An 18,506-nucleotide genomic window follows, 5' to 3' on the forward strand; every position below is an offset into this window, starting at 1 on the left:
TAAGGGAGGTTGCCGCCGCAGAGTCGTGCGCCTGCTTCCAGGAGGACGGGGCCGCGAGACGTCGATTTCATTTCAAGGTGCGCCGGACCGTACATGATTCCGAGGACATCGAGAACCCTATGGGAGTAATTGATCAGGCGCTGCTCTGCCGAGCCGATCTCTCTGACAAGATGCTGGCCTTCGGTCAGGTCGAGCACACCGTTGGCTGTCAGGCGGGTTGTTCGCCAGATCTCACACACTCGGTGCAGACCGTGACAACTCACGGTGTTGATCATATACTCGACGCCGCTCAGATATTCTTGCGCGACGACTCCGAAGTTGCGCATCGACAGGATGTTCTCGGATCGGTGGATCCTGGTGAACGCTTCGGCGGATTGTTCCGGCGTGTCACAGAAGAAGACGGAGTCGCCGCCACCACTGGCAACGGGCTTCACGACGATACGGCCCCCGTTCTTGCGGTGCCATTCTTCGAGCTCGTCTTCGGTTTGCGCCCTGATCTGCCGGACAGCAGCGATTCCTGCATGACGTAGCGCTTCGTTCATCAGGTACTTGTCGCGGCGCGCCGCACTGAGCTTTGTGCCGTTGCCTGGGGTTCCGATTTTCTCGGAAAGTGCGTCGGCGAGCTCCACGCCGGTTTCGGTGCCCGCAATCACTGCGACCGGTGCAAACCGCCCGGTCTGCTCGGCGGTCCGGCTCAGATCACCCTCGTGGATCAGGTTGCTGAGGATATTGTTCGCGTAGTCCGTGTGGCGATATTGTCCGATCCGGAAGGCGAATGGTACTTCTCGACCGCTTTGAACGCGCACCACGTTGCATCCCGACCGTTTGAATTGGTCGACCAACGCTTTTGTCGGCGCATAGGAGTCGACGATCGCGATACACGGTGAAGTGGTCATTCTGCCCCCTGTCTTGGATCGGGTTTGTCGTGTACGCGGAGCCCGCGAGAACGCGTCGCCAAAAGGGTGGCACCTTCCTTCTGTTGGGAAATCATCCTGCAGCCTCAGTCTGCTGAGCAAGCTGCCGGGTGACCTGCGCACGGTATCCCCACAAGCGGGAAGCTCAGACCCCGCCGCCGGAGGCGGGTGTGTGCTATAACTCCTGCGTTCAATGGGCCGATACACAAGGAGATACCTGGGACGGGCGTGTGCTCGTGGTGTGCGATGCATTGGACAACCGTGCCCGCGTTCAGAAAGTCGTCATGCGTGTTCTCGCTCAGCCTCACCCATCGGTCTACTCCCTATTGTCCTCCGCCGACATCAGCGAACTCGTTGCGAGTATCAAGGAGTGCCAGGAAGTTCCCCTGCGGTTTTCCTATTTCGGCGAGGGCGCGCACAAATGGGACGAGCACACCACGTTCCTGAATTCGTCGGCTGCAACGAACAGCTATACCGTCACCCGGAGGTTTTTCGAGCAGAACCTCGATCGCCTGGGGTCACTGTGGCACGATGACGCAAAGGTCGAGATAGTCGATCTGGGTGCCGGCAATGGCCTGCCTGCTCGAATTGTCGTCGAGTGGCTGCTGGGCGCCGGCCGCCTGCACCGGTATGTCGCCGTTGACAGCAGCCGGGAGATGCTTCGGATCGTCGAGCAGAACATGGCCGCATGGTTCGATGGCACAGTGACGTTCGACCCGGTCGAACTCGACCTCAGTCGATCCTGCTTCGGAGACCGGATCGGGGAGCAAGTCAACGATAAGACCGGTGATCGCATCAAGCGGGTTGTGCTGCATCTGGGCGGCACTTTGTTCAATCTTCCCGACCCCGATTCAGCGTTGTCGCTGGTGTGTCGGGGATGAACATGGATGATTTGTTGCTGCAGACCTATGCCGTGATGCGCCGTGACGAGCCGGACGGATTGCATGATCCCGGATTTCACAGCGGGTTTCTGCATCTGCTCGGCTTGAGTGACGACATGTACACGATTGAGACGTTCCGGGACAAGGACACCTCTACTGTCGGTCGGCGAGCACGCTTCTCGCGCGATATTCGCCTGGCCTTCCGTACCGGTCATGCTGTGGATATCGATGCCGATGATGCTCTGCTGCTGCTTCGGGCGGGAATTTTCGATCGAGATGATTTCACCGCGACCATGACTCGGGCTGGATTCAGGACTGTGCCAGCCTATCGCTTGGAAGATTCAGGTTACGCGTTTACGGTCTGCCAACGCCGCGAACCCGCAGCCCGTTGAGCCGGGTCGTGTGTGAGCTTGACAGTGCCGACCACCGTGGAGTTGCGGTGGTCCCTGCATCCTCGGAGCGGTGGTGAGACGACCCTCGGCAGAATTGCTCGGCCCACCAAGATTTAGGTCGTTTCTCGTCGCGAGAACATCGGCACTGCTCGGGGCGGCGATCGGCCACACCTGCCTGACAGTTCTGATCCTCGAGCGTACAGAGAGTGTTGGTGATGTCGCTGCTGTTCTCGCCGCATTCAGTGCCGCGACGATAGCTGTCGTCGTTCTGGGCGGATCGCTGGCCGACCGCACGTCACGAACGCGGCTGTTGCGGTTCTCGCACTGCGGTTCGGCGGCGGTCCAATTGGCGACGGTGGCCGTGGCCGACGGTTATCCGATAGGGGTGGTGGCGGCCCTCCAGTTCGTCAACGGTGGTTTGACTGCGCTGTCGTACCCCGCAGCCCGCAGTCTCGCGCCTCGACTGGTGTCGAAGCCGCAACTTCATCAGTCCAACTCCTGGTTAGTGCTCGTGTACGAACTGATCGCGTAGCGGCTTGGCGGTTTTGAGTCGTGGTGGTGGGTGAGGGCTTATCGTCGAGTCCGGGGGCGGTGCGGTGGAGGCGGCGATGGGGTCCTGGCGTGAGGAATTGGACCGGCGTGAGGCCGTGACCGCGGAGCGGGTCGAGGCATTGCGCGGGCAGATCGCTGAGCTGAGCGAACAACTCGAGGTCGCTGAGCAACAGTTGTCGCGGTTGCAGATCACGCGCGAGACGATGGACGAGATCCTCGGCGAGAGGACCGAGGTCGATGCTCAGCATGGGCTGACGGCCGGATCCGATGCCGAGGGTGAAGTGAAAGATGGTGCGTCGCAGCATGTTCGGGCTGCCGGCAGGGTGATCGGGGCGGTGTTGGTGCCGCAGCGGGTGGCTGGGATGGACCCCACGGCGGAGCTGCCGGAGGACTACGGCGAGATCCTGGCGGTGCTGGCCGAGGCCGCCGATGGGATGCGGGCAGGGCGGGTCGCCGCCGAATTGGGGATAGAGACCACCGATCGGGCGAAGGTGGAAGGACTGCGGTCGAAGTTGAAGCGCCTGGTCGCGCGAGGCTGGGCTGATCAGCAGCCGTCGGGGAAGTTCACGATCGCCAATGAGGTTGGCGTAGTGGGTGATTGACACCTTTTCTGCGTGTCGTTCGGGACTTTCGCCGACCGTCGGTGCAGGAGTGGTCCTGCGGAGCGGGACCTGGTGGTGCACTCGGAATCACCACAACCCCGTCATGTCACCCACTAGGTCCCGCCATGTCGTTCTACTCCGCAAACATCATCACTGGCATCCCGATCGCCGAAATCTCTTGTGCCTGTGTGGCGTGCCGATTCGGGCACGGCACCGACCGACCGCCCCGGAAACGCCGCTATACCTGCGATGCCACCGACGCCGAATGGGCGGTTCTGGCCCCGCTTCTGCCGTGGCCGAGCTGGCTCGACGGCGGGGGCGGGCATCCGGAGAAGTACTGCCGTCGCACCGTGATCGATGCCATCTGCTACGTCGTCGACAACGGAATCAAGTGGCGCAACCTGCCCAGCGACTACGAAATCCCCTGGCGCACAGTCCATGCCATCCTCACCCGCTGGAACCGCGCCGGATTCACCCTCGCGGTCCACAACGACTTGCGCGAACGAGTGCGCATGATCGAGGGCCGCGCCGCCGAGCCCACCGTGGCGGTCATCGACTCGCAATCGGTGCGAGCCGCCGAAACCGTCGGTTCAGCCAGCCGGGGATGGGACGCGGGCAAGAAAGTAGCAGGTCGCAAACGCCACGTCCTGGTGGACTCGATCGGGTTACTACTCGTAGTGGTCGTCACCGCCGCCAGCGTCCAGGACCGCGACGGCGCCCGAACGGCCCTGACACTGCTGCGGGAGTGGTTCGAGAAGATCTCCCTGATCTGGGCCGACGGCGCCTACGCCGGCAAACTCGTCACCTGGGCCCGACACACGCTCGGCTACACCATCGAGATCGTCAAACGCAGCGACGACGCCACCGGCTTCGAAGTCATCCCACGCAGGTGGGTCGTCGAGCGCACGCTGGCGTGGATCTTCCAGCACCGCCGCTGTGTTCGCGACTACGAACGCCTGCCCGAACACCACGAAGCCATGGTCCAGTGGGCCATGATCATCCTGATGCGACGCCGCCTCGCCCGGACAAGATGATCAGTTCGTACACGGGCACTTAGTCTGCTCCAGGCATATCTCGGCAGTCGCAGGCCCTTTGATCGGTGGGTTCGTGGCGGTCACTGTCGGTGCACGGTGGGGCATTGCGGTTGATGCGGTTCTGGCTGGGGCGGCCTGCGGGCTTCTATCGGCTGTGGACGAGCCGAGCGGGGGACCGGCGCTTGGGCGTTCGACACTAGTGCACGATATCCGGGGCGGCTGGTCGGCGTTTCACAGCTACGGGTGGATCTCCCCGGTCGTCACTGCTTTTCTGATTCTCAATGCTGTCCGTGCGGGTGTCTGGTCGGTTATAGGCATGCTCACCGTTCAGCAGAGTCACGGCGCGGCCGGTTGGGGAATCGCGATGAGCAGCAACGGACTCGGGATAGTCCTTGGCTCGATCGTCGTGTTCCGGACACAGGTACGCCATCTACTTTGTGTGGGCCAGGCGGCCGCGATTGTCGGAGCGGTGCCGTTGGTACTCGTCGGGCTCGAACCGAGCCTGGGCCTGTTTAGCGCGGGCGCGTTGTTGGGGGGCATCGGTCTGGGCGTGTTCGCCGTCGCCTGGGAGACCTGCCTGGGCCACCATGTCAGAAACAGCGAGTTGTCACGTGTTGCGTCCTACGACACGCTGGGTTCTCTTGTCGCGGTACCACTGGGCCAGCTGGCGGTGGTTCCGCTGGCCGCGGTGGCCAGTCATTCCCTGGTGGCGTACGTAGCCGGCGGCCTGTATGTAGTTGTGTGCTCTGCTCCTCTGGCTTCTCGTCATGTTCGTATGCTCCGGCAGTCCTGATCATCGCCGCGCTCTTGGCACAAGTCGGGGGCGCGACCGCCATGTTCCCACCGACTACATCAATGTCTTTGTCGTAGAGGCGAGCACGCCGCTGTTGGACAGCGTGTGCATGGCCGGAGCCCGCCGCATCACCGGTCGCGCTGTTCGCGTTCGGACTGCACCTGGGCGGTAGCAGGATGCGGTGGCGCAGCGCGAGCCGTGACGAGTACCGACCATCGGCGTCAAATGCGGCGGCTTCCCGTTACTGGCATTCGCAGTCGTGCACTACGGATTTCGCCTCACCGGGGCTACCTCTGGCCTACCTCGTAATCATCGCGGCATGCCCAACCCGCAGAACCTGTTGATCTTCGCCCAAACCTTCAACATCGACGTCGACCTGGCCGCCTCAATCGTCGTCAAGACCACGCTGGTCCTTCTACCCTTACGGGCCATGGCGGTAACGCGTTGACGATCTCCGGGCCCAGCAACGTCGGGACACAGGCGCTCGCTTGGCGCGGTACATGAGCGCGCTGCAGCGCCGCGGTGAGGCAAGCAGTTCGGCAACAACGACGCCCAGGTCGACGACTTCGTGCTCGGCTACGGATCGAATCCGCGGTCGTGGGGGGCGGTTTTGAGGTTCCGCGCGAGATCCGCGACCTGCACGCTCTTGGCGGTTGCCTCCGTCGTGCCCGGTGCGATGACCAAGGTGCCGCAAAGGAGCTGCCGACGCCTCGACAGCCTGCAGCGGCACCACGACCACGCTGCGAGCTGGCATGCGGTCTCCTGAACCCCTCGCGTTACACTCGCCGAATTCTTCGGCCGGCACGGTCAACTCGCGGGACCCAGACGGCTGCAGAACTGGCACAGCGGTGGCCGCGAAGAAGGCTTCTGGCCGTCGTGCAGGACAGCGTCGAGGTTTCCCGCCATGACAGCGGTGGCTGGCATGGCACAGCCGTCCTGAATATAGAGCCGATCGTTCTACCTCGAACTGGGCAATTCGGGATGGTGGCGGATCAGCGAAGATCACCTCGAGGTCCGGTAGGTCCACCCCACTGCGCTTCGTCTCATTTCCTCGGCCCATCGCGCGTCTTCAAGGATCGGAGCCATCACCTTTTCTAGCTCGGAGTTCAACTTCATCATTAGAGACAATGTCATGTATTGATACAATGCTCCGTAGTGGTAGAAGCGCAGCGGTTCAGCCAGCTTGACGTATCCCTCGTCAGAAATCACCAGGGGGATATCATTCCCATGGGCTCGGTCTCTGATTTCCTCGAGCGATCTGATGCTTGCTCGAATGAGTTCGATGCGCCCGAGGAAAAGTTCAGCTCCTCCGGAGTAGAGAATCTGATTCAGAGTACATATTCTCGTCCATTCTCCAATCGAATCCCGAAAGAAGTTTCCGACCGCGCCGGAATAGTACGAGCTCGAATCTCGCGCATCTGCGTCGACGAGTCGAGATATCGAACCAATTCTCGCGGCAGCATCCAGAGCCCTACGGATGTGCTGCTCCGCTATGTCAACATCCCAGCTTAATACCATGTTGGGGGTTATGTTCATCCGATACTCACTGAAGAAGGGGGGTAGCAAACTGCTTGGATGCTTGGCAATAACTTCACACCAGTCAATCAGGGTTGACGTCGTCGATGATAGCCGCCGCGCGGTAGTCTTCGTAAACGAGCATGTCGACGCTCCTGGCAAGGTCAACGCCGAGATCACCCAATTCACTGCCCAGAGACGGTAGACATGACGCCAGGTCATCGAGAAAGCGCTCGATATCGAGATAAAAGTAGGAGTTATGCAAGGTGGTTTCGAGTCGTATTCGATCGTCCTGGTCGAGCGCATACGCAGATGAGAGGGAGGCTGCGCAACTCTGCAGCTTCCACGCCAGCATCCTGGCTTTTTCTGGTGAAACCAGCAAAGGATCCGTCGAACCCTCGGGTTCGTATGTCCCAGCAAAAGGCACAGTGTCGCTCCTAAGGAGGTCGCCATGGATACGCGAATCCTATGTTCTTCCCAGCTACGGCAGGCGTGGCTTCTTCTTGCCGAAGGTCACCGTGGCATGAGCGCGATCGCCTGCGCCTGGACCTGAAGAACGACCCGGCTATCTGCGCCCCGGACCGGGCGGGGCGTGCCTGCCCAAGATGCCACTGCAGGACTCCGCGCACGAGTCTTCTGCATGAGTAGCAGGGTGTCACACGAACTGCCCGGACCACGCCGCGGTCACGTGGACCGGAGCGGCCTCCGGCCTGATCAGAGGACCCCTAATCAGCTATGCGACAACGAGTTTCCCAGCAGCAGGAAGCCTTGCCGTCAACCGAAGCGCGGGATGGTCACATGGAGAGCGGCCGGACTCGAATGATCGACCGTCGTTCAGGGCTGCGCGGTGAATGACGAGCACGGGGAGAACTTCGGCGGGCTCCGCTCGTCCGGGTGCCTACTGTCGGACCTCGCTTCAATCCACACGCCAGAACTCGAGTTTTGGGTGGCTCGAGCTGCTTCCGCATACGACCGCAACCTGTTTTCACCCTGCCACTTTTCGGCCGACTGCAACCATCATGCCCAGGCGTCCTTTGCGTGCGACGACGTCATCCCCTGCGGCGACCACGTGATAGCGACAAGATCCATACCTGTCATAGGTATCTCGAACCTGTTCTATTGTCAGATTTGTCGCGGGAAAGCGAGTTCCAGTTCCAGCGTAATAGCCGTCAGATCCGATAATGTGGGCAGCCACGAAAATACCGCCCCTTTTCACAGATCCGATCAGAGATTCCGTTGCCTTACGGAAGTCCATCAGACTATCACCTATCGATTCACCGACAAAGAATGAAAGAGCTGCATCATATGAGTTCGACGCTATGGCGTGAATATCACCTCTTATCACGTTGGACAGTTCGACCACTCGGTGGAAATCAGCGGCGACTCCGAGACTGCGGATGTACTCCTCGTACTCCTGCCACAGCTCAAGACCTCGTTCGTCCCGGCCATCGAGCAACCGTCGCATGTAGGTGCGGTTCAAAGGTGCAGCGTCGATCAGGTCGATCACACCGCCGTCCGCGAGGTAGGAGCTTGCAATTAGGGCCGGGTACAGATTGGGACCCGATCCGACATCTGCAACCGTCAGTAGGCTGGTGCGTCCTACACCCAGCCCTTCCATCTCCGAGATTACGAATTCAATAATTTGTCGATCGGCCGGAGAAATTCCGTTCCCATAATTCCGTTCGACATATTCGATTGCATCGAAATCATCCCACCTGCTATAGCTGTCGCATCCGTGTTCAGCACGCAAGCGATCACCTCTCTTCTGTTGATACTATCCCCGCACGCCGAACCTCTCTACATTTGCAGAGTGTCTTCCAATTCGTCGAACGGAGCCGGGAATCAGCGACGTTCGTCGGCCCCGGCGTTTCTTCTTGGAGCACGACAGCCTCGATTTCCTGTTCACCGATTGTTGAGCCGGGCCGACAGGGTAGCAATTGATGGAGAAAACGGTCAACAATACCCCTTCCCATGGCAGAGGAGTATCTTGGAGCTATTCACGACGGGCCGGATCGGGGCTTCGCGGAGCCAGTCGAAGTGATGACACTGAGTCGACACTCAACTTGTCGGGTCGTGGGCTGAGGCTCCAGCGAGACGGGTCGACCGTTCCCATCCATGAGAACCAGTACTCCACCTCGATACAGTGCTGGGCTGCTGAGCCCGCGCGAGCGGGCGCGCGCAATGTCGGGCTACTCCGAGGCGGAGCAATGGGCTTCTTCGCATGGGACAACTATCGACGGGTTCTGGCTCCGGCCGGCGCGCGAGCTCTCGCGGTGTCGGGCGTAATGGCCAGAGCCAGCGTGTCCACTGTTGGTTTGGGCATATTGCAACTTGTCGCCGCGACGCACGGTGGCTATGCGTCTGCGGGCATCACGTGTGCGATGTACATGGTGTGTGCCGCGCTGGGCGGGGTTTTCTGGGGCAGGCTGGCCGACCTCCAAGGTCAGAGGTGGGTCCTGCATCGCACCTCAGCGATCCTGGCCGTCGGTGCGTTCGGTTTGTTGCTGTTCTCCTACACGGAGTCATCCTTGCCGGATCTCCTGTTTGCCGCGGCGATCACAGGGTCGGGTATCCCTCCGGCTCCTGCGATGGTTCGGGCACGTTGGACCGTGTTGCACGCGGGGTCGCCCAACTTGGGTGTCGCGTACTCGATGGATGCTTCTCTCGAGGAGCTCATCTTCGTGGCCGGCCCACCGGTGATGGGGTTTCTCCATCTGGCGAACCCGCATGTCGGACTCCCCGCTGTCGTGATCACCACCCTGGTGGGAATGCTGTGGTTGTCGGCGCAGCCGGGCACCGAACCACCCATCGACCTGCTCAGCCCGCAGAGGCAGAACTTGGTGTTGGCTGTCCGTGGAATGCCGGTGCTCTTCGCGACATCCTTCAGCTTCGGTGGGATGCTGGGCGCGCTGGATGTCGCGGTGATCACGTTCGCGGTCAGACGTGGCCATGAGCAGATCGGTTTGATAGCCCTGGGCTTGTGGGCAGGGGCGAGCGCCATCGGCGGCGCCTTGTATGGGGCGTCACGACATACGCTTGCCACCAGTAGACAGTTCGCCGTCGCGGTCACGATCGTGTGGGCGGGAATCCTGCCCTTGCTGTTCGTTCGCGATCTGACTCAGATGGCCGTCCTCCTTGCGATCAGCGGTACGGCCATGGCACCGACGATGGCCATCATGACCGGACTGGCCGAGCAGATCAGTCCGAGGAAATCGCTCACCTTGACGCTGTCGTGGATCACTGCGGGCACGGGATTGGGGGTTGCTGCGGGCACCGCTCTTCAGGGCTGGGTCGGCGATCTTGGTCGAGATCCGTTGATGTTTCTTGTGTCGATCACGTTCGCCTCTCTTGCCGTGGTCATCACATGGAAGGGAGCTTCGTCGCTGCGAAGGACCCCTGCCCGCGCACTGACGGGCACGCCCTGGTCAGGCCAGCGGGACCAGTCCTGAATCGTGTAACGCTGCCGAGGGGTCCATACAGGTGGCTGAACCACCTCTCTTGACAGCCCCGCGCTCGCGGCGGCGGCACACCTGAGCGAACGGCTTGGACGATGAGCACAACCCGTTCCCAGGTTGGGGAACACGGTTCAATGCGAAGTAGTGCAGCTGTTCGGCTGTCCTATGTCCTTGTTCGTCCAACTAATGTGGCAAGGCTGGAAAATGAAAGGGCCAGCGGCATCGTGGATGTCCCCTTTCCGTAGAGTGAAAGTTTCGGGATTGAAGGAATCGAAAGCTGTGATTAGTACGTGGGGAGACTTTCTTCACAGCAAGGGCGACCTGGAGGCAATCGAGATTCACAGGCTCGACGGAATGTGCTGGATGCCTTTTTTGACGGCACCGCCGGGGGCGTTGAAAACTCGTATGGAGGTATTTCCTGAGGGCCAGCTGTGCATCGCCACCGAAGAAGGTGAGCTGTGCGCGATAGTGACGACAAATCGCATCGATTGGAACGGTGAAACCGGAAGTCTCGGCACTTGGCACGACGTGGCGGGCAACGAACAAACATGCCGGGAGACATATCGATCTGATGGCAACACCCTATGCTTATTATCGCTGAGCGTCGCTCCAGCGAGCAGGGGACGGAATCTCGCCAAGACGCTGCTGCGCGGCGTCTCACTACTCGCAGAGCGCCTGAATCTGGAGTTCGTCATCGTTCCCGCCAGACCTAACATGTACAGTAAATCGGTGATCGATGCTCACCGATCCGGCGCACCGATTCCAGAATTCGATCAGTACGCACTATCACGACGAGCCGATGGAAGTCCGCTCGACCCTTGGTTGCGCACCCTCACAACCTGCCTCGGGATGGAGATAACGCAAATAGTCGACAACGCCATGGTTGTCGAAATCGAGGAATATCAATTCATGTCCTCGAAACAATCCGACTGGGCGCTGTTGCATTCTCCCGACGGGCCCGCGTGGTGGGTCAACGAAACCGGATTCATCTACCAAGAGCGAGACGGCAGACTGGTCTACCGGGAGAAGAATGTCTGGTGCGTTCTTCGGCGCTCGCCAGTAAATCGCACAAATGACCTCCCGTATCGATCGTCGACCACGGAAGGCAGGAGACTTTAGCACGGTGAGCAGGGATAGCATGAGCGCATTCGGAAATCTATCGAATATTACGAATACCTCGTACGAGAGGTTGGGTCTTGCCGCCGGGAATGTGAACCTCTCCGACGCATATTGCAGGATATCGCTCACCGATTCTCAGGCGTCCATCATCGAGCGTCTTCCGCAACTCTTCGCCGAGGCCAGACGAACTCGCCTTCCTGATCTGGAGCGCGAATTCATCGGCCGCTATCTCCAACTGGCAGGTGAGCCGCAGATCCCGGATGCGTCGCGGTGCATGTTCTCCTACTCCGCGTCGTGTGCAATTACCATGGTTGCTAGCTACTGTGCCATTCGAGGAAAGACAGTAGCCCTGCTAGAACCTACCTACGACAGTATTCCGTCGATTCTGCGCCGCGAACGCGTCACTCTGATCCCAATCCGAGAGCAGGATTTCCGCACCGATAATATCGGCACCGCATTCACTGAAACGCAACCGGATGTGGTCTGGCTGATATCCCCAAACAATCCAACCGGATGGATGATCGATCGGTCCTGTTTCCTCACCCTGGTCGAATGGTGCACAGAGAACTATTGTACGCTTGTGATCGACGCCGCTTTTCGATTCTTTCGGCGACCCTCCTGGTCTCTATACGAAATTCTCGAGCATTCGCAGGTGTCCTACGTCGTGCTGGAGGACACGGGCAAAACCTGGCCAACCAGCGGAATGAAGGTCGGAATCGCAGTGTGTAGCACGGATATGTTCACTGAGATGTACCGTCAGCACGATGACCTTCTTCAAGGCGTGTCGCCGTTTCAGCTGAGGGTCTTGTCCGAGTTCGCAGACGACAGTCTGTCGCAGGGCCTCGCCGGGACATTACAATCGGCGATCCGTGACAGCAGGACGATACTTCGCACCGAGTTGAACATTGAGCACTTTCGATTTGCTACCAGTCTCGACAGCCCGATTTCGGTTGATTGGGTCGAGCTACGAACAGGTCCGGACTGCGAGAGATTCATCGCTGCGGCGGCGGATCAGGGCGTGCAGGTACTGCCGGGTACCAATTTCTACTGGACCGAACGAGACCGCGGACGTCGAATGATTCGGATCGCACTGGCCCGTGATCCTGAACTGGTAGCAACCGGAGGACGACTGTTGTCCGCGACAGCGCAATCGTTTCACAACTCCGCTACGTCGAACCAGAGTAGGACATACCAGCGATGAGCAGGCACCGCGCCCTGGTAACAGGCAGCATGTTGAGCTCCGCCGAATTAGCATCCATCGAACATGACGGTCTCGATGTCGAGGTAATCGAGCAGACACTCGGTGAGGCCGAGCTTTCTAGAGCGCTCGCCGATAAAGACGCCTTCATTCTGGGTGGCAATGAATACGTGTCAGCTACGGTTCTCTCCGCGACTGCGCGAACCCGGGTGATCGCTTTTCTCGGTGTCGGCTACCACTCCTTCATAGATGTCGGCGCCGCGTCGGCTGCGGGCATTGCCGTCACAAATGCGCCCGGCGCGAACCGGCGCGCAGTCGCCGAGTTCTCGATCGGCTTGATCCTCGATTCCGTCCGGTCGATCAGTCATCAAGCGCTTCGAACAAAGGTGGGGAGGTGGGAGGAGGTGAGAGGTTTCGAGCTCGCCGGCAAGACGCTGGGAGTTTTCGGCATGGGGAGTATCGGTTCAACTGTCGCCAGAATCGCTACCAACGGGTTTGGCATGCGTGTGGTCTACGCGAACAGGTCTCCCAAGCCGGAGATCGAGGCGGAGCTCTCTGCGCGCCGTGTCGGTTTGGATGACCTTTTTGCGTTGTCGCAGATCATCAGCTTGCATGTCGCCTACAGTGATGGACTGAAGGGCGTGGTCGACAGTGCTCTTCTCAGGACGGTCAGACCTGGTGCAGTACTCGTGAACGCCGCCGATCCGCGGCTCGTCGACCCAGAGGCACTGCATAACGCGCTGATCGAGAACCGGCTGCGCGCGGCGGCGATGGATGGCTACTACATACAACCCCCGCCTGCGGTCGATGACGATCCACATCGCCTGCTGGCATTAGGGGAGGATCGATTTCTATTGACGCCTCATGCGGCCAGCGCCACCGCAGATTCGTGTCGCGCGATGCTTGCTGCGAACCTCTCGTCGATCAGGAACGTGCTTTCGACCGGGACCGACCCGAACATCGTCAATCCCGAGTTCCGTCGTCATCCACGCTGGCGATCCCGGCTGACGTAGGCACTTGAGCTGTTACTCAGCGGTAGGTGCGCATCCAGAGCAGAGGGTGTCAGCCATGCGCAGACCCTCCATGCATTCGGAAGCACCAGCCAGCTATCGCTTGCAGCACAGATCGAGGCTCACACCTGTATCGACTTGTACGACGGCCCGTGAGACACGCTGCCATGTCCAGTCGATCGCTGACGACCATGGAGCCACTGCTCCTCGGCGGCTCCCCGGTGGTTGATCGCGGAGAGCGACGGCTTCCCCTCATTGGGCTCGCATATTCGATGGCTCGCGGGCTCCATGCCCACGCGACGAACTACTCCCACTGATGGGAATTCTCGCAGCGTCAGGGTTCGTTTGCCTGACATATGCTGTCGAGGGTAAACACCCTGCAACGAAAGGAGATTCGATGCTCATCGACATTGTTTCTACCGTGGTCAACTATCTATTCGCTGGCGCGTCGATGATTCGTGGTTTTCTGGGAATCTGACCAGCAACAGATGACTCGTTCCCTGAACTATCCTTTGCCCTGACAGGCCCTCCACTTCCAGTCCCGGGGAGGGCCTGTTCCACTACTCGTCACGTCCGTGCAGTGAGAATCACAGGGGCTGAAGCTCTTTCGCGGCAGGTCGCACCGATCAGGATCACGGGCATCGTGTCCGCGCACTTCCATCCCCCCGATCGATACCACCGAGTTCGTCATGCAGGGCGCTGGCGAAGCGGGCCCCGGAACTCGATGATCTGCAATCCGCATTGTGTCGAGACTCATTTCCGGTGAGGTGATATTCCATCGGAGCAAACAACTTTCGACTGTAACGCCATCATGATTGCCCGTCGATGACCGGACTCGCGGCATCAGCGCCCCGCACGATAGGGGCCGGTTGCTCACGGATCCGTTCCTTCTCATCAGCGAGAAGGAACGGCCTTTCGTTGTTGATGCCACTGCTACTGTCGGCGCCCATCAGAGCGCGGCTCGGGCACCGTCTACCGGTTGTTCGAGCGGCAATCATCTACTCGCTCATACGAGATGGCGGCCTGCTGTGCTGTCGTCGCCGGGTTGAGAGGCACGTCATGAGGCAGCACATCGTGGTGATCAGCCCGTGGAGTGATCGCTGTGTTCACTACACAGACTACGTTGATCACGGCCATTACGCCGTCAGCTACATCTGTACCGAGTATTCCGCCTCGACGGCGCCACCGACCGCGTGCGCCGTCGAGATCGTGGATAAGACGTCGGACGTGTCGGCGGTGAGTCTGGCCGCGCGCGAGCTGGTTCAGCGATTCGGCGCTCCGGCAAGGATTTTGGCGTTCAGTGAGTCCGATCTCGAAGCCGCGGCACGGTTGCGGGCCGAGTTCGATGTTCCCGGCGATCAGTGGGAGCGGATTCTGCGGTTTCGCGACAAGCTGGTCATGTCGGAAATGATTGCCGCTGCGGGTGTTTCGTTGCCGGCGTTCGCTGACGCGCCGGACAAGGATGCCGTGTCCCGGTTCGCGAGGACGCATGGTTGGCCGGTGGTGGTGAAGCCGCGCTCAGGTGCGGGCAGTCGTGGGTTCGTCAAGCTGAATGGCCCTGCCGAGCTCGATGCCTACTCGTTCGAGCCGGTCGAACCTCGTGTGGTGCAGTCGTTTTGCGCGGCGCCGGTCGGTCATGTCGACGGTTTCTGGGATGGCGAGCAGTTGGGTGGGTGGCGTGCGTCGCGGTGCCTGATGCCGCCCTCGGAGTACTTGGCTGGGCTCCCGTACGCGTCGGTGGAGATCGATGACCCGGCGTTGATACAGCGCCTGGGTGATTTCACCGCGCGGGTGTGCGCGGCGATGAGCGCGGACCCGTTCGTGTTCCATCTGGAGGTGTTCCTCGATGGGGAGAACGGCGCGGCTCTGAGTTTCCTGGAGATCGGGGCGCGGGTCGGCGGTGCGGAGATTCCGTTCATCTGGCACGAAATCCACGAGCGTGACCTGTTCGCGGTGGCAGCCGATTTGCAGATGGGACGGCCACCGGCTTTTCCCGAGTTCGACAGTGGCGTGATCGGGGGTTGGATGTTGGTTCCGACCCCGGTTTCGCGACCGTGTGTGGTGACCGGGGTCGCGCTGGATCTGCCTGCGGGCGAGGTCGGTCCGTACGCGCGGGTGCTGCCGCAGCTTCACGCAGTGATTCCCGCGACGTCGGGATATGAACATTGTGGCGCGCGCTTCCGCTTCGTCGGGCCGTCCACGGCCGCGGTGGAATCCTCTATTCGCCGTACCGCGGCAGGCCTGCGGTTGCAGTGCGTTCCCGCGCGTTCTGTCGCGGCGCTCTGAGCTCAGAGCCCTCTCTGTTATTTCAGTGTTGGACAAGTAGATTCGAGCAGTCAATGAAGCCTCATATCGTGGTCTTGCATCGTGCGCCGGGTATCGCGATGCCGTTCGCCGAGCGGATCGACCACAGCCAGTACGCAGTCACGTACGTGACGATCCGCAGTGCGCAGCGCACAGTGCCACCCGAGGCCACCGCGGTGATCGTCATCGAGGACCTGGCCTACGCGGCGAAGGCGGTGCGTGACCTCGTCTCGACTTACGGGCGGCCCGAACGGATCATCGCCCGGGGTGAGTACGACTTGATGACTGCGGCCGCGCTGCGGATGGAGTTCGGGGTGGACGGTGATCTTCCTGAGCATGTGGTCTGGTTCCGCGACAAGTTGGTCATGTGTGAGGCTGTGCAGGCTGCGGGTGTCGATGTCCCGGAGTTCGGGGAGGTGCGCACGGACACCGAGGTGGCGAGCTTCGCTGAGGCACACGGGTTTCCAGTGGTGGTCAAGCCGCGGTTGGGTGCGACGAGCCGTGATGTGGTGATCATCGAGTCACATGGCGAGCTGGCGGCGCTGCCGGATCTGAGTGCGGAACCGTTTCTGGTGCAACGTTTCTGCCCGGATCCGGTCGGCCATATCGATGGGATCTGGACCGGGACGGAGCTGGCGGCGTGGCGGGTGTCGCGTTATGTCGATACCTGTCTGTCGTTTGCCACCGGAGGCGCGACGCTGGGTTCGGTGGAGCTCGACGATCCGGCACTACGAGCGCAGGCCGAGGAATTGGCCGTCGCGGTGTGCCTGGCGCTGAGCAAAGGGCGGCCGCAGGCGTTTCATCTGGAATACTTTCTGGGCTACGACGATTCGGGCCGGCCACAGCTGCGGTTTCTCGAGGTCGCCGCTCGGGTGGGTGGTACCGAGATCGCCTACATCTGGCGTGATGTACACCAGTTCGATCTGCTCGGCGCCTCGCTCGATATCCAGCTGGGGCGTACTCCCGAGCCGCACGTGTTCCCGGAGGATGTGGTAGGTGGTTTCGTCGTCATCAGGCCCTCGGTACCGCCGCCGTGTGTGGTGATCGATTCCGGTCTCGAGATCACTCCTGCGCTCGGCCGAACGCTCTACGACGGTGAGGTGCCCGCGCGGGGCGCGGTCATCACCGCCAGCGAGGGCTATGTCGGAGTGGGCGCGGCGTTCCGGTTCCGCGGTGATTCGACGGTGCAGGTGATGGATTCGATCGCCCAGGCCAGGGCGGGGTTCCACATGATCTGTGTGCCACAGGAATGACACGCACACCTGTGCCGGTTTCGCCTCCGGCACGCAACGCCGATCACCGGCTGCACCGACCCCTACAGCGGGGACGTCACCGGGCCGTGCGAGGCGGCCGCCACCGGGCGCCGGTTCACCGCCGCAGTGGGGCGCGACGGGTTCGGAGCGGTGACGACGATTCTCCCGACAGGCATGCGCGCCGCGCGCTGGCGCTGATCATGTTGGTGACCTCGATCTCGAGTGGCATCTATTTGTCGTCGGGGGTGGTGTATTTCACGCGGATCGCGGGGATTTCGCCGGCGCAGCTCGGTGTCGGTTTGAGCATCGCGGGTTTGGCGGGTGTGTGTGGCGGGGTCGCGGCGGGTCGGCTCTCGGATCGGTTCGGGCCGAGGATTGTGATGTGGATGACGTTGTCCGTGGCCGGGGTTGCGACGTTGGGTTTTCTTGCGGTGCGCGAGTTTGCGGGGTTCGTGGTTGTGGTAGTCGTGTCAACCTGTGGTCGGGCGGCCGCGGTGGTGGTGACCGGCCCGGTGATCAACAGGATCGTCGTCGACGGGGTAGGTGAGTTCCGGGCCTATATCCGGTCGGTGTTCAATGTCGGTGTGGCGGTGGGGGCGACGGCGTCGGTGGCGGTCGCGCATTTCGATTCGATCGCTGCGTACGGGATTCTGATCGGGTCCAGTGCGGTGTGCCTGTTCGGGGCCGCGCTGCTGGTTCGGCGGTTGCCTGTGTTGCGGCCGAGCGCCGATGGCGCGGGCCCGAGTCACTGGCTGGTGTTGCGTGATCGTCCGTATCTGGCGCTGACCGCGGTGGATTCGGTGTTGTCGCTGCAGTATCGGATCTTGAACGTCATCGTCCCGCTGTGGATCATGCAATGTGCGCAGTTGCCGACCTGGACGGCTCCGAGTGCGTTCGTCCTGAACACGGTCATCGTCGTGTGTTTCCAGGTGCGCGTGGGTCGCCGCGTGAACACGCTGGTGTCGGCGGGGGTGGCGTTGCGGCGGGCGGGATGGGCGTTTTTCGTGGCGTGCACAATGCTCGGTTTGTCGGCGGGGGAGTCGGGGCTGGTCGGGGTGCTGTTCGTCGCGGCGGGGGTGACGGCGCTGAGTGTGGGTGAGTTGTGGCAGACCGCAGGAGGATTCGAGGCGGCGAACACCCTGGCCCCGGCGTCGGCGATCGGCCAGTATCTGGGTGTGTTCAGCGTCGGGTTGCGGATGTCGGACTGTATCGGCCCGGCTCTGCTGACCTGGCTGTGTCTGGGGTGGAAGGCGCCGGGGTGGCTGGTCGTGGGGCTTTTGCTGCTCTCTGCCGGCGCGGTGGCTCCGCTGGTCATCGGATGGGGTGCCTCAACCAGGAATCGATACCTTCTCAGCGAGGCGCGCGTCGATGTCCGCGTCTGAACAGTGCGGCCCCGCCTCGGTCTCGGTGGGTGCCGCGTGGTTGGCGGGAACGGGGTGTGGTCTATCGCCGCGCCCTGCTGCACTCCCCGCTGGCGGGGGCTT

At 61.3% G+C, this 18,506-nt stretch carries 18 protein-coding genes; 14 read left to right on the forward strand and 4 right to left on the reverse strand.

Annotated features, from left to right (window positions below):
• Positions 1-896: ATP-grasp domain-containing protein (locus tag JK358_RS38300; protein ID WP_201958667.1), on the reverse strand; the 896-nt coding region annotated here is incomplete at its 3' end.
• Between the two features lie 302 nt (positions 897-1,198).
• On the opposite strand from JK358_RS38300, the gene JK358_RS38305 reads away from it, so the two are divergent.
• The 7 genes from JK358_RS38305 (at position 1,199) to JK358_RS40240 (ending at position 5,616) form a co-directional block, all read left to right on the forward strand.
• Positions 1,199-1,795 (forward strand): L-histidine N(alpha)-methyltransferase, encoded by a 597-nt coding sequence (locus tag JK358_RS38305; protein ID WP_201958669.1) that lies wholly within the window; start codon positions 1,199-1,201, stop codon positions 1,793-1,795.
• Positions 1,796-1,797: 2 nt separating this feature from the next.
• On the forward strand, positions 1,798-2,187 hold the full coding sequence (locus tag JK358_RS38310) for a hypothetical protein (RefSeq protein WP_201958671.1): 390 nt from the start codon (positions 1,798-1,800) through the stop codon (positions 2,185-2,187).
• A 70-nt stretch (positions 2,188-2,257) separates the two neighbouring features.
• On the forward strand, positions 2,258-2,719 hold the full coding sequence (locus JK358_RS38315; RefSeq protein ID WP_201958679.1) for an MFS transporter: 462 nt from the start codon (positions 2,258-2,260) through the stop codon (positions 2,717-2,719).
• 76 nt (positions 2,720-2,795) lie between these two features.
• Complete coding sequence (locus tag JK358_RS38320; protein ID WP_201958681.1) at positions 2,796-3,341, forward strand: hypothetical protein; 546 nt, start codon at positions 2,796-2,798, stop codon at positions 3,339-3,341.
• Positions 3,342-3,466: 125 nt separating this feature from the next.
• Positions 3,467-4,375, forward strand: a complete 909-nt coding sequence (locus JK358_RS38325) for an IS5 family transposase (RefSeq protein ID WP_232852606.1) — start codon at positions 3,467-3,469, stop codon at positions 4,373-4,375.
• Between the two features lie 316 nt (positions 4,376-4,691).
• The gene (locus JK358_RS38330) at positions 4,692-5,168 is read left to right on the forward strand and encodes an MFS transporter (protein WP_232852607.1); all 477 of its coding nucleotides are present in this window, start codon (positions 4,692-4,694) and stop codon (positions 5,166-5,168) included.
• A 319-nt stretch (positions 5,169-5,487) separates the two neighbouring features.
• A complete protein-coding gene (locus JK358_RS40240; protein WP_269811993.1) occupies positions 5,488-5,616 on the forward strand; it encodes a hypothetical protein in 129 nt (42 codons plus the stop codon).
• 554 nt (positions 5,617-6,170) lie between these two features.
• Here the strand turns inward: JK358_RS40240 and JK358_RS38335 are convergent.
• The 3 genes from JK358_RS38335 to JK358_RS38345 all read right to left on the reverse strand — a co-directional run bounded on the left by JK358_RS38335 (position 6,171) and on the right by JK358_RS38345 (position 8,433).
• Positions 6,171-6,704 carry a hypothetical protein gene (locus JK358_RS38335; protein WP_201958684.1) on the reverse strand — a complete coding sequence of 178 codons (534 nt, stop codon included), beginning with the start codon at positions 6,702-6,704 and terminating at the stop codon, positions 6,171-6,173.
• Between the two features lie 64 nt (positions 6,705-6,768).
• Positions 6,769-7,110, reverse strand: a complete 342-nt coding sequence (locus JK358_RS38340) for a hypothetical protein (RefSeq protein ID WP_201958686.1) — start codon at positions 7,108-7,110, stop codon at positions 6,769-6,771.
• 558 nt (positions 7,111-7,668) lie between these two features.
• Entirely contained in the window at positions 7,669-8,433 is a 765-nt protein-coding gene (locus tag JK358_RS38345) for a class I SAM-dependent methyltransferase (protein ID WP_201958687.1), read from the reverse strand.
• A gap of 457 nt (positions 8,434-8,890) precedes the next feature.
• Here JK358_RS38345 and JK358_RS38350 point away from each other — a divergent pair, with 457 nt between their 5' ends.
• The 7 genes from JK358_RS38350 to JK358_RS38380 all read left to right on the forward strand — a co-directional run bounded on the left by JK358_RS38350 (position 8,891) and on the right by JK358_RS38380 (position 18,404).
• Positions 8,891-10,132, forward strand: coding sequence for an MFS transporter (locus tag JK358_RS38350; protein ID WP_201958690.1), 1,242 nt, complete (start codon positions 8,891-8,893; stop codon positions 10,130-10,132).
• Positions 10,133-10,399: 267 nt separating this feature from the next.
• On the forward strand, positions 10,400-11,257 hold the full coding sequence (locus JK358_RS38355) for a hypothetical protein (protein ID WP_201958692.1): 858 nt from the start codon (positions 10,400-10,402) through the stop codon (positions 11,255-11,257).
• Positions 11,258-11,276: 19 nt separating this feature from the next.
• Positions 11,277-12,458: a pyridoxal phosphate-dependent aminotransferase gene (locus JK358_RS38360; RefSeq protein ID WP_201958702.1), complete on the forward strand. Its 1,182-nt coding sequence runs from the start codon at positions 11,277-11,279 to the stop codon at positions 12,456-12,458.
• Positions 12,455-13,468, forward strand: a complete 1,014-nt coding sequence (locus tag JK358_RS38365) for a 2-hydroxyacid dehydrogenase (RefSeq protein WP_201958704.1) — start codon at positions 12,455-12,457, stop codon at positions 13,466-13,468. The genes JK358_RS38360 and JK358_RS38365 overlap by 4 nt, the downstream gene beginning before the upstream one ends.
• Before the next feature lie 1,056 nt (positions 13,469-14,524).
• The gene (locus tag JK358_RS38370) at positions 14,525-15,751 is read left to right on the forward strand and encodes an ATP-grasp domain-containing protein (protein ID WP_201958706.1); all 1,227 of its coding nucleotides are present in this window, start codon (positions 14,525-14,527) and stop codon (positions 15,749-15,751) included.
• Positions 15,752-15,849: 98 nt separating this feature from the next.
• On the forward strand, positions 15,850-17,022 hold the full coding sequence (locus tag JK358_RS38375) for an ATP-grasp domain-containing protein (protein ID WP_201958708.1): 1,173 nt from the start codon (positions 15,850-15,852) through the stop codon (positions 17,020-17,022).
• A 200-nt stretch (positions 17,023-17,222) separates the two neighbouring features.
• Entirely contained in the window at positions 17,223-18,404 is a 1,182-nt protein-coding gene (locus JK358_RS38380; RefSeq protein ID WP_232852608.1) for an MFS transporter, read from the forward strand.
• Positions 18,405-18,506 lie beyond the last annotated feature (102 nt).

The organism is Nocardia acididurans (assembly GCF_016741815.1).
Classification (GTDB): Bacteria; Actinomycetota; Actinomycetes; order Mycobacteriales; family Mycobacteriaceae; genus Nocardia; species Nocardia acididurans.